We start from the raw sequence: 15122 nt of genomic DNA on the forward strand, positions 1-15122 counted from the left end.
TTTTCCCCTCTGCGATACCCTCCGAATACGGACAGTACGGATAGCGCGACAAACCGTCGATACTTAGGTATCGTCTCTCGAACCCGTCACACATGGCCACCGCTGAGGACGTCGAGAGGACAGCCGATGACGGGCCGGACGGGACCGTCGTCGAGGACGACCGCGGCCGCGAGACCGCCGGAACCGACGACGACCGCTACACGCGCAAGAAATCGGTCCTCATCACCGGCTGTTCGTCAGGCATCGGCCGCGCGACCGCACAGGCCTTCCTCGCCGAGGACTGGCAGGTCTTCGCGACGGCGCGCAACGTCGACGACATCGCGGCCCTCGAGGAGGCGGGCTGTGAGACCCTCGAGTTGGACGTCACCGATCCCGAACAGGTCGCGTCGGTCGTCGAGCGGGTCGTCGACGTCGCCGGCGCGATCGACTGCGTCGTCAACAACGCCGGCTACGCCCAGATGGGGCCGCTCGAGGACGTCCCGACGGTCGATCTCCACCGACAGTTCGACGTCAACGTCTACGGCCCCCACCGGCTCGCCCGCGCCGCGCTGCCGCACATGCGAGCACAGGGCGAGGGGCGGATCGTCAACGTCTCGAGTGTCATCGGGCGGATCTCGTTCCCCGGCGCGGGTTCCTACGCCGGCTCGAAACACGCGCTCGAGGCGATGAGCGACTCCCTGCGCGCCGAAGTCGACGAGTTCGGGATCGACGTCGTCGTGATCGAACCCGGCCCGGTCGATACGAACTTCACCGACCGCGTCGACGACGAACTGCCCGACGACGAGCGGACGCCGGCATACGAGTCGCTGTACGACCTCTACGACGACGCGCAACTGATCGGCGGCGGTGGCGGGCCGTTCGCGTCCGATCCCGAAGATGTCGCGGAAGCGATCGTCGAATCCGCGACCAGTCCCGATCCGCCGGCGCGGTACCCGGTCGGCCCGCTCGCCCAGTACGGACTCTACGCGCGCTACCTGCCGGATCGACTGCGGGATGCGGTCTACGGCCTTCTTCGAAAACTCGTCTGAATCCCCGCGCAGCGAACGAACGCCGCTTATCCGTCGTCGCTGTCGTATCGGTCGGCCGCCGACTCGAAGCCCAGTTCAGACTGCTCGCGGCCGCGACGGTCCTCGAGCGCGGCGATCGCGTCGGGTTCGGGCGCGGCGTCGTCGGTGATCCGCGCCCACGAGTTGTGGACTTTGGCGTGACACCATCGACAGAGGTAGATCGTGATCTCGTGGGAGAGGCTCTCGCCGTCGCGCGCATACGAGAGGTGGTGTTCCTCGAGCAGCGGGCGCTCGTCGTCGTGGGCCATCCGCTTTTCCTCGAGCCCGCAGCGGACGCACTCGCGGTCGCGGTTGCGCGAGCGGAAGTGCGGACAGTCGCCCCACGCCCAGTCCGATTCGGGGTCGACCACGGGACACGCGTAGTCGTCGGCCGCGCGCTCGCGACCGAATTCCGGGTCGTGGCCGTGGTGCTCGAGGGCGTACCGGCACTGGCCCTCGCCGGTGAGATGGTCACAGAGCCCCGCGAACTCGTAGGGGTCGTCGACGCCGACCGAAGTTCCCTGCGGCGTTTTCTCCATCGTCGCTCGGCCGTCCTTGGGTCACCGGGTAGTTGAAGCTGGCGTCCGGCGGCTGCGGTCCGACACGGAAAGTTAGAATATGTTATGTTTACAACTCGAATCTATGAGCAAGTCGAACTCTGTTAGACTCGCCGCCGTCGTCGTCGCCGGATGGATCGTCCTCGAGTTCGCGCTTCGACGCGGTCTCGTCTTCGCCGGTGCTGCCGTCGGCGTCGATTCGGGGCTGGTCGATGCCCTCGCCCTCGCAGTTGGATTCCCCGCTATCGCGGCGGTTCTCTCCTGGTACGCGCTCGAGCGGGGACAGGACCGCGAGCGCTGGGGGTGGGAGTGGGCGCCGCGAGCCCTCGGAGCCGGCATCCTCGCGGCGGTCGTCGGCTTCGTACTGGTCGCCGGCGCTGCACAGGTCGATGCGGCGTTGTTCGGTCTCGACAACACCACCGCGACGGGCCGCGGCGGACTGCCCGTGTGGACCGCGCTCCTGTTACTCGTCGGGAACGGGCTGGTCGTCCCGATCGCGGAGGAGCAGGTCTGGCGGGGAATCGTCCAGACCGATCTCGTCGCCGAGTGGGGTGCTCCCGCGGGGATCGCGGTGACGGCGATCCTGTTCGCCGGCAAGCACGTGGTCGTGGATCTGTCGGTGGTCCGCGTCACGACGCTGCTAACCCTCGGCTTCCTCTTCGGTGTCGTCCGCCATCGGTGGGGGACCGCCAGCAGCGCGGTCACACACGTCCTGATCAATACCGTCTCGACAGTCAGTCTCGTCGCGGCGGCGTTCGGCTGATCGCGCCCGATCGACCGCGAGACCGGGCCGGCGTCCGCGGACTCGACCAACCTGTTCGACCCGGGGGATCGCCATCGGCGGGAAGGTTTTTGCTATCGCCGTTCCGACTCGAGGGCGTGCGACTCGTCCACGACCCGGTCTCTGCTGACGACGATTCCAACGCCGACGACACTGACCGCGACGCTCGGGTACTGGCGACGCAGGTGGACCTCGCGGACTCGATCGTGAGCCAGACGCTGGGGCTCATGTTCCGGCGATCGATTCCGGACGACTACGCGCTGGCGTTCCAGTTCGGGTCGGCGACGACACGGGACCTCCACATGCTGTTCGTCTTCTTCCCGATCGACGCCGTCTGGATCACCGACGGTGTCGTCCAGCGCGTCGAAACCCTCCGCCCGTGGCGGAGTTTCGCTCGTGCCGAGGCCGATCTGATCGTTGAACTTCCCGCCGGCACTGCGGCCGGTGTCGAGCCCGGCGATCGGCTGGTTCTCGAGGACGAGTGAACGGACCGGGTCGTCGCGGCGATCACGAGACGCTTCGCGCCGAGAGCGCGGGACACCGAACCCGGTTGCACCGAGCCGTGACCGGCGGATTTAAGTCAGCATGATACGTTAGCCCACAGTACAATGGCACGAGATTCCGTCTCACCGCCGCACGACGAGGATAGAGGAAGTCGGGGCAACCCGGCTGGATGCGAAATTCTCCGACGAAACTAAGCCTACTTCATCACCCGTGCCCGTACCTCACTCCGCCGAACAGACGATCGAATCGGACCGTACAGTGCGCCTTCTCGACACGACGCTTCGCGACGGCGAACAAGCGCCGGGCGTCTCGCTTTCCCCCGACGAGAAAGTCGAGATCGCCCGCTCGTTAGAACGCGCCGGCGTCTCGGTGATCGAGGCCGGCAGCGCCTGTACCGGCGCGGGTGAGCGACAGGCGATTTCGCGGGTGACCGACCTCGATCTCGACGCCCGCGTCACCAGTTTCTGCCGCGGGATGAAAGGCGACATCGACCTCGCACTCGAGTGCGATGTCGACGGCGTCCACATCGTCGTCCCCGCCAGCGACCGCCACGTCGAGGGCAAGGTTGGCACCTCCCGCGAGGACAACCTCGAGAAGACCGCCGAACTCGTCGCCTACGCGAAAGACCACGACCTCTGGGTCGAGGTCATCGGCGAGGACGGCTCCCGCGCGGACCTGGACTACCTCGAGGCGTTAGCCGAAACGTCCCTCGACGCGGGCGCAGAACGGTTCTGCTTCGCCGACACCGTCGGCCACACGGGGCCGGAACACACCTACGAGGCCGTTTCCCGGCTCGCAGAACTCGGACCCGTAAGCGCACACACCCACGACGACCTCGGACTGGGCGTGACCAACGCGCTCGCGGCGATTTCGGCCGGTGCCGACCTCGTTCACTGCACCGTCAACGGACTGGGCGAACGCGCCGGCAACGTCGCCTTAGAGGAGGTCGCGATCGCCCTCTCGCACGTCTACGACCTCGAGACGCTCGAACTCGAGGAGCTGTACGATCTGGCACAGATCGTCTCTCGGGCGACGGGCATCCAACTCGCGCCGAACAAGGCCGTCATCGGCGAGAACGCCTTCACCCACGAGAGCGGCATCCACACCGACGGCACCCTCAAAGACGACAAGATGTACGAGCCCTACGCGCCCGAGACCGTCGGGCGGGAACGCCGGCTCGCGCTCGGCAAACACACCGGCCGCGCGGGCGTCAAGGCCACGCTCGAGGAACACGGCGTCGAGGCCGACGACGATGACATCGCCGAAATCGCAAACCGTGTGACCGAGCTCGGCGATCGCGGCCGCCGGGTCACCGACGCCGACCTGCTGGCGATCGCCGAGGACGTCACCGGCGACGACCGCGAGCGCGTCGTCGACCTGCTCGATCTCTCGGCCACTAGCGGCGGTGCCGTCCCCACGGCCAGCGTCCGGCTGTCCGTCGACGGCGAGGAACGCGTCGCCAGCGGCACCGGTTCCGGCCCCGTCGACGCCGCCGTCTCCGCCGTCCGCGAGGCGCTCGGCTCGATGGCCGATGCCGAACTCGAGTCCTATCACGTCGACGCCGTCACCGGCGGCACGGACGCCGTCGTCACCGTCGAGGTGACGATGGTTCGCAACGATCGCTCGGTGACGGTCGCCCGCAGCGAGGCCGACATCACCCGGGCGAGCGTCACGGCAATGGTCGACGCGCTCGACCGACTGCTCGCGTCCGACCAGCAGCCGCTCGCGCCGGCCGACGACTGAGCGACTGCGCGCCTCGCGGTTTTCAGTTCCCACTCGACGGCACCGACCAGCGACCGCTGCCGAGCAGCCGTTCTTTCGACGATTCGTCGGCCGCCATTCGACTCGAGTCGATCCAATGCGCGGCAGTTCGGCCAGTCGAGAGCGCTGAACGACAGTAGCCATTGAAACGAATAACACACCAATCGTCGAAGTAGTCTTGTGATCGGGTGTGTAGTGACAGTGGCTACTATAGCCGTCCGTAGCTGTCGGCTTGCCGCTCCGATCGGATCGAGACGCGTTTGATCTGACGCGGTATAGTCGCCGATTTCTCCACGACGGCATCGGGATGACTGCAGCTGGATATGTCGGGCCCTACCGAGCCGTTCGGAACGATTGCAGGCAGGAAACGGAGTGCGAGCGGTTGCTAGTGCCGCAAGTGTCGGTAGACCGGCTATAACAAATCGTACGAATCCGTGACACTTCTGGCGTGATGGAAGATAACCATCAGCGAGATCGATCAGCTAGCGCTACTGGTGAGACAACGCGCCGTTCGTACGTTCGCTTGCTCGGTACGCTGGGACTCGGTGGTTCGATCATCGGGGCCGCCGGGACGGGTTCACGAGGCGGCGTCGCTGTGGCACAGAGCAACGACAATGGTTCTGCGGGCGGGATCCGCGTGAGCGATTCGGGAACCGCAGTCAGCGACGACGTGAGCCAAGTCGATTTCGGGGCGTCGCTCTCGGCAACCGAGTCGGGTTCGGAGACCGTCACCGTGCGAGGCGAGACGAATCCGAATTACGTCGACGTCCGCGAGGACCTCGGCGTCGAACCCGGAAGAGACGACCTGTGGGGTGCGATCGAGACCCACTACGCCTCGTTCGCGCCACCGGACCGAAACCACTGCTATCAGATTCCCGCGGGAACGTGGCGCGTCGAAACCGACGACGTCCACTTCGACGCTCACGAATTCCTGGGCATCGTCGGCGCTCCCTTCGCCGCTCTCGAGGTCGCCGATCAGGACACCGACCGACTGATGACCGTTGGATCGCTTGACGCGTCACTCCCCCACGCCCAACGGACCGTCATGCGCGACCTCCGGGTCGATATTCGGGGCGACTACGACGCCGGCATCGCCCGCTGGTTCACCTATCGGTACGGGCACATGGAGAACATCTCGATGCGGGGAAAACGGGACAAGCTCAACCCCGAGTACGGCGGCGACCGGCACACGATTCTGGTCGACGGCGTTCGGTCCTCGACGACCAACGTCATCAGCGGCTGCCACCTCAACAACGGCGATACGGCGTACGACCGATCGACCCACGTCGGCCACGCGATCCCGTTCAGTTCGGACGTCTACAACCATGGTACGAACTACTGGGACGGCTGTCAGGTCTCGGAGTACATCGACAACGGCATCTACGTCTCGGGCGACGACGGCCGAAACATTATCACCGGCTGCCACGTTCGTAACTGCGCCGGCGCTGGCATCCGAATCGGCCCGAACGACTACGTTCAGGATTGCCAGGTCACCATGACCGACCACCCCGGGTTCCCGTGGTCCGGCCTCTGGCTCGAGAACGGCGGCGGGCAACTGGTATCCCAGCTCTTGGTGAACAACCAGATCAAGAAGGACACCGAAATCGTCCGCCTGACTCAAGACGGGCCGGCGCGGTTGACCGACGTCCACATCACCGACGAAGGCACCGACGGCCGGGCGATCCGTGTCAACGACAACGATGACGCGCCGACCGCGTTCGATGGCTGTACGATTACCGACCGCTCGAGCCCGTCGACATCCGATTACGCGGTCTACGTCAGATCGTCGAACGTCACCTTCGACAACTGCGAGTTCGATATCGCGCCGCAGTCGTCGACGGATCGACACGGCGTCTTCGTCACCAACGGCGGCGACGATCTCGACCGGCTCACACTCGAGAACTGCGCGATCGACCCCGATGGCGCGAGCCTTCGGTTCGCCGAGAGCGGAGCCGACCACACCGTCGAGAGCTCGTTTTTCGAAGGACTCGTCACGAGCGACCCCGAGACGACCCTCTCGACGGTTCTGTGGACGGGCAATCGCCACCGCGGCGGGACCGACTTTCGGGGGACGCGATTGCAGTGGCAAGGCGACTTTAACTTCGGCTTTGACGTTTGATTCCCGCTGGTCGACCGGAAGCGGGAGCAATCCGAACTCGAGCCGGCCCCTGCCGCCGGTTAGGAGTAATCGAGACCGATCGTCTGCTCGTCGAGGACCTCCTGTCGAACGTCGACCATGCCAACGTCCTCGTAGCTGGTCGGCCCTTCGACCTGCTCGGCGTTTGGCCCCGGCTGGTTCCCGAGATAGGTGACGTTCGGGTTCGTCCCGATGTCCTCGAGGAGTTCGAACTGCGATTCGGGGCCGTCGGCGAACCCATCAAATCGCTCCTGTACGAGTTCCTCGCTCGGCCCCTGAAATTCCTCGCCGTCCTCGGGTTCCTCCGCGAGTTCGAGCCGAAGGAGGATCGCTTGACTCTCGAGGTCGAGCCCGCTGTCCTCGATCGCGCTGACGACGGCAAGCACCGTTTCCTCCTTGTCCGGCAGAGTATCGCCCGCGGGCGCGTCCTGCTCGTACTCCTCGACCGTCAACTCGACCCCTTTCGCGAGGGCGACCATTTCTTCGGTGAGGTCGTCGACGGCGTCGAGAACGGCGTCCAGATCGTTGTCGACACCTTCGAGTGACGATTCGACCGAGTTCGGCGACGGGAGTTCGGAGTTCAGCAGGATTACCGTCCGCGCCCGACTCGGATTCTCCTCGTATCGCTGCGGATCGCTCGCGGGATTGTTCTTGTCCCCGAACTGGATCACGTTCGGCGGACAGGCCTGCTCACAGGCGGTCGTTCCGACGAGTTCCTCGCCGGCGTTGCCGTCTTGGCGAGCTGGGTCGAAAACGCACTTCGACATGACGCCCCGCGGTGCGCGCCGACTGACCGGCCGTCCGCGCTCGTCGTAGATCCCCTCCGAATCGAGCTCCTCTCGCTCGACATCGGGCTCGTCCCACTGAAAGTAGTTGACGCCGTAGGGGCAGGCGACCTGACAGTACCGGCAGCCGATACAGACCTCGTAGTCCGTCAGAACGAGTCCACCCTCATCGCGCGTGTGGCGGGCGGTCGTCGGGCAGACCTTCTCGCAGGGAGCGTCAGTACAGTGCTGGCAGGGCCGCACCAGATAGTTGAAATCCCGAACGCTGTCGAAATTGTCCGGATCCGGCGACTCGACGTTGCCGTCCTCGTAGGCGAGGACGTACATCCAGTTGGCTCCCTCGTCCCACTGGTGTTCCTGATTGCAGGCGGTCACACATGAGAGACAGCCGTCGCAGTGCTCGAGGTCGATCGTCATCCCCCACTGGGTCCCCCCGGTGTCTTCGGTTTCGGTCGTCTCCTCGGCGGCGATATCGGCGGGCTCGCGGTCCTCCACTGTGGCCCACGCGCCGAGTCCGAGGAAGCCGGCACCCGCGCTCGCTTTCTTGAGCATCTCCCGTCGAGACTCCTGGCTGGCACCCAACTGCGAAAGCATCGATCCCATCCCACCCTCGTCGCCGTCGTCCGGGCTGGCGATCGGTCGTTCGTCCTCGCCGAACTCTTCCATGACGTCGTCGTGGTACCGCTCGTGGAACTCCTCCTCCGCTAGCTCACCCTTGGTCACCCGCATGGCGTCTTTCGCCATCTCCATCCCGAGTTCCGTGTCGTACTCCGTGTCCTCGAGTACGTCCTCGAGTTCGTCTTGCCACGCCTCTCCGAGCGGATGAAACGCCTCCTCGTCTGCCGGCTCGTCGTCGAAACTCATCGGTCCCACCCCGTCGTAGCTGTCGGGTCTCGAGTGGCGATCATTGTGGCTTGAATCACTGCACATATCACTAGTATGGCCGTAGTGACCCTGCCTGCGAATGACGGGCGAGGAGTCGCTCGGACGTTGAGCTCCCCGCAGTATGGGACTCGAGAAGCAACCGAACAGCGGCTGCTCACATCCGACTACCGGTATGGACTGCCCGCATCCAGCGGCCACAGGAAATTCCGCTTTCGTCGCCGTGTGTCGCTACAAAGTGTGACAGGGAAATTTAGACACCGCTCGGGAATCTGTGCCCTCGGCGCAGAACCCCGATTCGTTCAAATTTCTGTAGTCGTTTTACCACGACAGATGTTGATTCGCGCCGCTACGCGGCGCTCATCGGTTTGCTGCTGGAAAAGCGCCGAGAGGGAGATTTGAACTCCCGAGTCCGTGAGGACAGTAGATTTCGAATCTACCGCCTTGGCCGGGCTAGGCTATCTCGGCTCACTCCTACCTACCCGAGTGACGTTTTTACCCGTTTCGATTTCCCCGCTCCCTGTGACCGGTTCGCTCACGCGATCGAAGCGGCAATCAGTTCGAACCTCGAGCGAACTCGCGTTCCTCTATCCCGTGTTCTTCATGCCGGCCGCGATTCCCTTGACGGTGAGTCGGAGCGTCCGCTCTTCGATATCCGTTCGGTGGTTCCGATTGAGCAGGTGGACCTGAAGGACGTTCAACGGGTCGACGTACGGGTTCCGGCGGTCCAGATTCTCGCCGAGCCAGTCGCGAGTATGCAGGCGGTCGCGCTGGCCGATTTCGGTGATCAGCTCCGCGGCCCGCTCGTACTCCGCGGAGACGCGGGGGAAGAACCGCTCGCGGAGTTCGGGGTCGGCCATCTCCGCGTACCGCTCGGCGATCTCGAGTTCGGTCCGGGACAGCGAGAGCGCGGCGTTGTCGAGGGTGGTGCGGAAGAACGGCCACTTGTCGTACATCGCTCGGAGGGTTTCCATCGACCCGCCATCCTCTAGATAGGCCTCCATACCGGTCGCGATAGCGTACCAGCCCGGGAGGATACACCGCGATTGGGTCCACGAGAACACCCACGGAATCGCCCGCAGGTCCTCGACCGTGCGCTCGCCCGATCGAGACGCCGGCCGCGACCCCAGATCGAGGTCTTCAATGACCGTGATTGGCGTCGCCTGCTCGAAGTACTGGACGAATCCTTCGCTCTCAAGGAGGTCGCGGTACTCCTGCCGGGCGGTATCGGCCATGATCTCCATGGCGTCGACCCACTCCTCACGGACCTCTTCTTCCGGTTGGTCGATCGCCTGCTTGCGCGCCCGCAGTTGGGCGTTGAGCATCTGCTCGATGTTGCGCTCGGCGATGCGCGGGTTGGCGTACTTCTCGGCGATGGCTTCGCCCTGTTCGGTGAACTTGACCTGGCCAGTCACCGTCGAATTCGGCAGCGCGAGCAGCGCCTCGTTCATCGGCCCGCCACCGCGCGAGATCGAGCCGCCGCGGCCGTGGAACAGCCGCATCGTCACGTCGTGGTCGTCGCAGATCTCGCCGAGGCGACGTTGGTTCTTGTACAGCGACCAGTTCGCCGCCAGAAAGCCGTTCTCCTTGTTCGAGTCCGAGTACCCCAGCATGATCTCCTGGGTCTGCCCGCGGGCCTCGAGGACCTGCGCGTAGGCCTCGTTTTCGAACAGCGTGCCCATGATCCGGCGGGCCCCTGAAAGGGCATATTCGGTCTCCAGCAGCGGGACGATGTCGATACCCGCGTGCTCGGGTAGCGACACCACTCCGGCCTGATCGGCCAAGAACAGTACCTCGAGGACGTGGCTGGGTTCTTCGGTCATCGAGATACAGTAGGTGTCGATAGCGTGACTGCCGTACTCGGTCTGCCAGTCGGCGAGGCTGTCGAACAGCCGGAGGACGCGCGCCGAATCGTCCGAGAGGTCCGCGGTGTCACCGAGATCGATCACCGATTCCTCCTGGAGGACGGCGTCGGTCAGGAACTCGACGCGCTCGTCCTCCGAGAGCCCGTGGTAGTCGATCCCCTCGGCCTCGAGGGCCTCGGCGATCGCGTCGGTGTGTTTCGCCTGGTGCTCGCGCAGGTCGAGACTCGCAAGCGAGAAGCCGAACGTGGCGACCTGTCGGCGGATGGGATCGACGTGGGCGTCGACGACGCTCTCGGCCCCGTTGTTTCGCAGGCTCGCCGCGATTACCTCGAGGTCCTCGAGGAGGTCGTCGACCTCGTCGTAGCCGCCCGGGCGAACGTCCCCGACGCGGCGCAGCCGCTCGCGCATGAGCTTGAGCTTCTGTCGGTAGGGCTCGCCGGGATAGCGCTCTTCGGCCGTGCGGGCGCTGCCCGGCAGCCGCTCCCGATCCGCCTCGAGGGAGGCCTGGAACGCGGAACCGGCGTCGATCCGGCTCCCGTCCTGACTCAGGACACCCGACAGGCGCTTGAGTTGGGTTCGGTACTGCTCGACGATGACCGACCGCTGGCGCTCGAGCGTGTTGGCGGTCACGTCGGGAGTCACGTAGGGGTTGCCGTCGCGGTCGCTGCCCGCCCACGACCGGAACTCGAAGAGTTTCGGAATCTCGAGGTCGCCGGGGACTTCCGCGTCGATGGCGTCGTCGAGTTCGTCGTAAACCTCCCCGACCACGTCGAACAGCGTGTTCTCGAGGTACCACTGGACGTTGCGGGCCTCGTCTTCGGGTTCGGGCTGTCGATTGCGGACTTGAGGGGTCTGCCAGAGGCTCGTCACCTCCGCGTCGATGTCCCGCCAGACCTGACTCTCTTCCTTGTCGGTTAGCAGCCGTTCGTCCAGCGTTTCGATATACGTCGAAATCTCGCGGAGTTTGGACTTGACCGTCTTGCGGCGCGCCTCGGTCGGATGGGCTGTAAACGTCGGCTCGATCAGTACGTCGTCTAATACCTGCTGGACGGTCTCGAGGTCGGCCTCTCCGAGTTCTTCGGCCGCCGTCTCGAGGCTGTCCTCGAGGGTTCCCTCCTGGGATTCAGTCCGAATCGTCCGGACCCGTTCGCGCTCTTCGGCGAGGTTAATCAACTCGAAGTAGGTCGTGAACGCGCGGGCGACGATCCGCTGTTGGTGTGGCGAGAGGTTCTCGAGTTCGGTAACGAGAGGGTCCCGGGACTCGAGTTCGCCCGACCGGTATTCGATGGCGGCCTGCCGACACGATTCGACGGTCTCGAACGCTCTGCGAGACGTTTGTTCCTCGAGAACATCCCCGAGTAACGCACCCAGTTCGCGGACGTCCTGTCGGACATCCCTGTTGTGAAGTCGCATATCATGGGGATGAACATGCCATGGTAAAAATCCCTCGCAGGAGCACTGAATCGTCCGTTCATCGCCCCGCGTGATGACTATTAACAGAGTTCGACAGTCGACGAACACGCAATGTCGACTCGGCAATCAGTGCGGATAATCAGCGTGAAAACCACCAGATTGAGACGAGGAATTTACTACGAATGTAAATTACATCCCTCGACTAACGAGCGCGCGGTATCGAAAATCTCAGGCCGACAGACGCTAATTGTCCATAATTCATCATGGCGTATACGTCGAGAAGGGGATCCTCTCTTATTTATATCATGGCAAAACATCTCGCACGGAAGTCGACAGTCGCTCGAGTTCGAACTGAACGGTCTCGAGACGAACAGCCAGCGACAACTATCGACGGTCGACGGCGTGCGATAACCGTTACTCGTCGGTGTACTGGGCACAGACGCGACGAATGCCCTCCTCGAAATCGATCCGGGGTTCCCAGCCGACTTCGTCGCGGATCTTCGAGGCGTCGGCACAGGTGTCGTGGACGTAGACCGAATCCGGAATCGGGTTCTCGACGTACTCCGGTTCCACGTCGGTACCGAGTTCGTCGTTGAGCATCTCGACGACCGTGTTGAAATCGTAGGCGTCACCGGTCCCCAGATTGTAAATCCCGTCGAGTTCCGCCGCGCCGGCGGACTCGAGGCCGCGGACGATATCGGAGACGTGGGTAAAGTCCCGCGTCTGGGTGCCGTCGCCGTACAGGACCGGCGCTTCGCCGTTAGCGATGTCGTCAGCGAACTGCGCGATCACGTTGGCGTACTCGCCTTTGTGTTCCTCGGCTCCGCCGTAGCCCTGATAGACCGAGAAAAATCGCATTCCGGCCATCGACATGTCGTAGTGATTCGAGAAGTACTCCCCGTAGCGCTCGCGGGCCAGTTTCGAGGCTTCGTAGCCGGTGTTGACGCTGACATCCATTGCCTCGGGCGAGGGCTCGGTTCGACTACCGTAGATCGACGACGTCGAGGCGTAGACCACTGTCTCGCAGCCCTCCTGTCGGGCCTGCTCGACCACGTTGACGAACCCCTCGACGTTCACTCTGGTACCCGTCGTCGGATCCTCCTCGTGCATCGCGTACGAGGACAGCGCCGCCAAGTGAAACACCACGTCGACGTCCGCCGGCAGATCGTCGTCCAGAACGCTCGCATCGACGAACTCGACGTCGTCGGTCAGGTTTTCCGGCGTCCCCAGATAACAGTCGTCGACGACGGTCACGTCGTTCGTCTCGGCGAGATGGTTCGCCAGATTCGAGCCAATAAAGCCTGCGCCACCGGTGACGAGAACGGCCTGCTCCTCGAGGGTCATACCGAAACCACCCACCCGGCAACGAATAGATGTTGTGAAAGTTCGGCTACAGACGGCCCGACACCAGCGCCGTCCCATGATCGCGATCGACTCCGCTCTGTTGCAGTTCGACGACCGATTCGCCGAACTGCCAACAGCCGACGGACTACCTTCCGCGGCCGCGAGCATCGCATAACCGTGCTCCGTTCTGCCTCTGCCCACAGGTTCTTGCCGATACGTCACACACCACACGGCTATGCGTTACTACGAAGATATCGAGGTCGGCGAAACCCGGGAATTCGGCGAGTATCACGTCACGAAAGAAGAGATCCTCGAGTTTGCGGAACAGTACGATCCCCAGCCGTTTCACACCGACGAGGCGGCCGCCGAAGAGTCGGCGTTCGGCGAACTGGTCGCTTCGGGTTGGCACACCGCCGCGATGTGTATGCGAATGCTCGTGGACGGCCCGATGCAGGACCAAGCCGGCATGGGTGCCCGCGGGGTCGACGAACTCCGGTGGAAACGGCCCGTCAGGCCCGGCGACACGCTGTCGATTCGCACCGAAGTCATCGACAAGCGCGTCTCCGAGAGCGATCACGAGCGTGGCTACGTCGATAGCCGCCTCGAGGGAATCACGCAGGACGGCGACGTTGTCATCTCGTGGATCAGTCTCGGCATGATCGCGCGCCGACATCCGGGGGACGACTGAGTCCCCGACGATAGCGGCCGCCGGAACGTACTGCGTTCGACGGATCCGCGTCGAAACCGGGATGCGGGCGACCGCCTCAGGAGCGGTGTATCTCGAGGTACGTCGTGTACTCTTTTCGAATCAGCTTGTCCCGGTTCGTTTCGATCGCCAGCAGTTCGTGATCGGTCTGTGCCGCCAGTTGTGAGTACTCGCGTTTCGCCCGTCGGTCCGTGCTCCGAACGCGAAGTATCGACCCGGTCTCGAGGTCCTCGAGCGCGCGTTGGACGCGAGCGATGCCGCTCGCACAGCCCCGGCCCCGGTTGTCGACAGTCAAATCGGGTTCGACGTTGGGGGCCGTCTCGGGAGTCTCGACCTTAGTCATCGTCGTCTCCCCCGCCGGCGGTTCCCGACCCGAAACCGGTGCCGGTCTCCTCGAGGTCGCAGACGCCCTCGATGGGCGAGCAGGCCCGCCACATCGGACAGAGTTTGAAGATGACGGCTAACAGCCCGATGATGCCGATCTTGGCGATCACGGCCCACCCGACCGGTGTCACCGCGTAGCTCTCGAGACTGACGCCGAGGACGGTGATGGCCTGATACAGTCCAGTCAGGAAGATGAGCGGAATGATGAACCGAACCGTCCACCGGAAACGCTCGAGTTGGTCACCCGCCGCGCGAACGACGGCGGTCGTCGGTCGCTGCTGTCCCGTCGGGACGGCGATAAAGATGTTCCAGACGGCACCCCCGATCCACGCGGCGAACGCGAACAGGTGTGTCGTTCGGACGCCCGCGGCGACCGGGTCGAACCCGCGCAGACTCACCTCGGCGATGCCCGTTCCCGCGACGACCGCCAGCGCGAGTGCCAGGGCGAAGAGTCCGGCTGGACTCCGAAACTGGGCCTCGGCGGCCGCCGAACGGTGCGCCGTCACGGCGACGGTCCCGAGCAATGCAGCGAGCACGGCCCCCAACCCGACCGTGAGCGGCCCGGTTCCGAGCGCCGAGACGTACGCCGCGAGGACGATCGGACCGGCCACCGCGAGGACAGCGACGGCCCCGACCGCGATTCGATCGAATCGCGCGTACATCTCCCCGCAGTAGTCGCCGGCGTTTGCCCCGAGATCCCGCGGCCGCACGAAGCAGTGTTTCCAGACGAGCCCGCCAGTGAGCACGCCCACCGCGACGAGGTACGACCACTTGGCGAGCGTGACGGCGATCGACTGGCCGCCGAACCGCCCGGACACCCATGTGCCGAGCAACGACCCGGTTAGAATAACGGCGAGTGCGATCTTCGGCAGGAGGTATCTGTCGAAGAGATCGGTCGAGACGGTCGTCCGAACGCCCGTCCGTGAATCAGGCATAGCTGGTCTCACTCGAAGGGTA

General features: G+C 64.4%; 12 protein-coding genes and 1 tRNA gene. 6 read left to right on the top strand and 7 right to left on the bottom strand.

What is annotated here, in order from left to right; translation table 11 throughout:
* Positions 1 to 92 precede the first annotated feature (92 nt).
* A complete protein-coding gene (locus ACJYUO_RS12005) occupies positions 93 to 1028 on the top strand; it encodes an SDR family oxidoreductase (RefSeq protein WP_494345603.1) in 936 nt (311 codons plus the stop codon).
* Between the two features lie 26 nt (positions 1029 to 1054).
* On the opposite strand, the gene ACJYUO_RS12010 is transcribed toward ACJYUO_RS12005, so the two are convergent.
* Positions 1055 to 1585, bottom strand: a complete 531-nt coding sequence (locus tag ACJYUO_RS12010) for a DUF7097 family protein (protein WP_494345604.1) — start codon at positions 1583 to 1585, stop codon at positions 1055 to 1057.
* Positions 1586 to 1688: 103 nt separating this feature from the next.
* On the opposite strand from ACJYUO_RS12010, the gene ACJYUO_RS12015 reads away from it, so the two are divergent.
* From ACJYUO_RS12015 to ACJYUO_RS12030, 4 genes are all read left to right on the top strand, one after another.
* Positions 1689 to 2366: a CPBP family intramembrane glutamic endopeptidase gene (locus tag ACJYUO_RS12015; RefSeq protein WP_494345605.1), complete on the top strand. Its 678-nt coding sequence runs from the start codon at positions 1689 to 1691 to the stop codon at positions 2364 to 2366.
* Positions 2367 to 2482: 116 nt separating this feature from the next.
* Positions 2483 to 2869, top strand: coding sequence for a DUF192 domain-containing protein (locus ACJYUO_RS12020; RefSeq protein ID WP_494345606.1), 387 nt, complete (start codon positions 2483 to 2485; stop codon positions 2867 to 2869).
* A 229-nt stretch (positions 2870 to 3098) separates the two neighbouring features.
* Positions 3099 to 4631, top strand: coding sequence for a (R)-citramalate synthase (locus tag ACJYUO_RS12025; protein ID WP_494345607.1), 1533 nt, complete (start codon positions 3099 to 3101; stop codon positions 4629 to 4631).
* Between the two features lie 613 nt (positions 4632 to 5244).
* Positions 5245 to 6768: a right-handed parallel beta-helix repeat-containing protein gene (locus ACJYUO_RS12030; protein WP_494345608.1), complete on the top strand. Its 1524-nt coding sequence runs from the start codon at positions 5245 to 5247 to the stop codon at positions 6766 to 6768.
* Between the two features lie 59 nt (positions 6769 to 6827).
* Here the strand turns inward: ACJYUO_RS12030 and ACJYUO_RS12035 are convergent, their stop codons facing one another.
* The 4 genes from ACJYUO_RS12035 to ACJYUO_RS12050 form a co-directional block, all read right to left on the bottom strand.
* Positions 6828 to 8435 (bottom strand): 4Fe-4S ferredoxin N-terminal domain-containing protein, encoded by a 1608-nt coding sequence (locus tag ACJYUO_RS12035; RefSeq protein ID WP_494345609.1) that lies wholly within the window; start codon positions 8433 to 8435, stop codon positions 6828 to 6830.
* A gap of 401 nt (positions 8436 to 8836) precedes the next feature.
* A tRNA-Ser gene (locus ACJYUO_RS12040) sits at positions 8837 to 8921 on the bottom strand.
* A 119-nt stretch (positions 8922 to 9040) separates the two neighbouring features.
* Complete coding sequence (gene ppc, locus ACJYUO_RS12045) at positions 9041 to 11731, bottom strand: phosphoenolpyruvate carboxylase (RefSeq protein ID WP_494345610.1); 2691 nt, start codon at positions 11729 to 11731, stop codon at positions 9041 to 9043.
* A gap of 414 nt (positions 11732 to 12145) precedes the next feature.
* Entirely contained in the window at positions 12146 to 13075 is a 930-nt protein-coding gene (locus ACJYUO_RS12050) for an NAD-dependent epimerase/dehydratase family protein (RefSeq protein ID WP_494345611.1), read from the bottom strand.
* 235 nt (positions 13076 to 13310) lie between these two features.
* On the opposite strand from ACJYUO_RS12050, the gene ACJYUO_RS12055 reads away from it, so the two are divergent.
* Positions 13311 to 13763, top strand: coding sequence for a MaoC family dehydratase (locus ACJYUO_RS12055; RefSeq protein WP_494345612.1), 453 nt, complete (start codon positions 13311 to 13313; stop codon positions 13761 to 13763).
* A 76-nt stretch (positions 13764 to 13839) separates the two neighbouring features.
* Here the strand turns inward: ACJYUO_RS12055 and ACJYUO_RS12060 are convergent, their stop codons facing one another.
* Both ACJYUO_RS12060 and ACJYUO_RS12065 read right to left on the bottom strand, forming a co-directional pair.
* Positions 13840 to 14124 (bottom strand): sulfurtransferase TusA family protein, encoded by a 285-nt coding sequence (locus ACJYUO_RS12060; protein ID WP_494345613.1) that lies wholly within the window; start codon positions 14122 to 14124, stop codon positions 13840 to 13842.
* Complete coding sequence (locus tag ACJYUO_RS12065) at positions 14117 to 15100, bottom strand: hypothetical protein (RefSeq protein ID WP_494345614.1); 984 nt, start codon at positions 15098 to 15100, stop codon at positions 14117 to 14119. Before ACJYUO_RS12065 ends, ACJYUO_RS12060 begins: the two co-directional genes overlap by 8 nt.
* Positions 15101 to 15122 lie beyond the last annotated feature (22 nt).

The organism is Natrinema sp. CRL1, assembly GCF_059162405.1.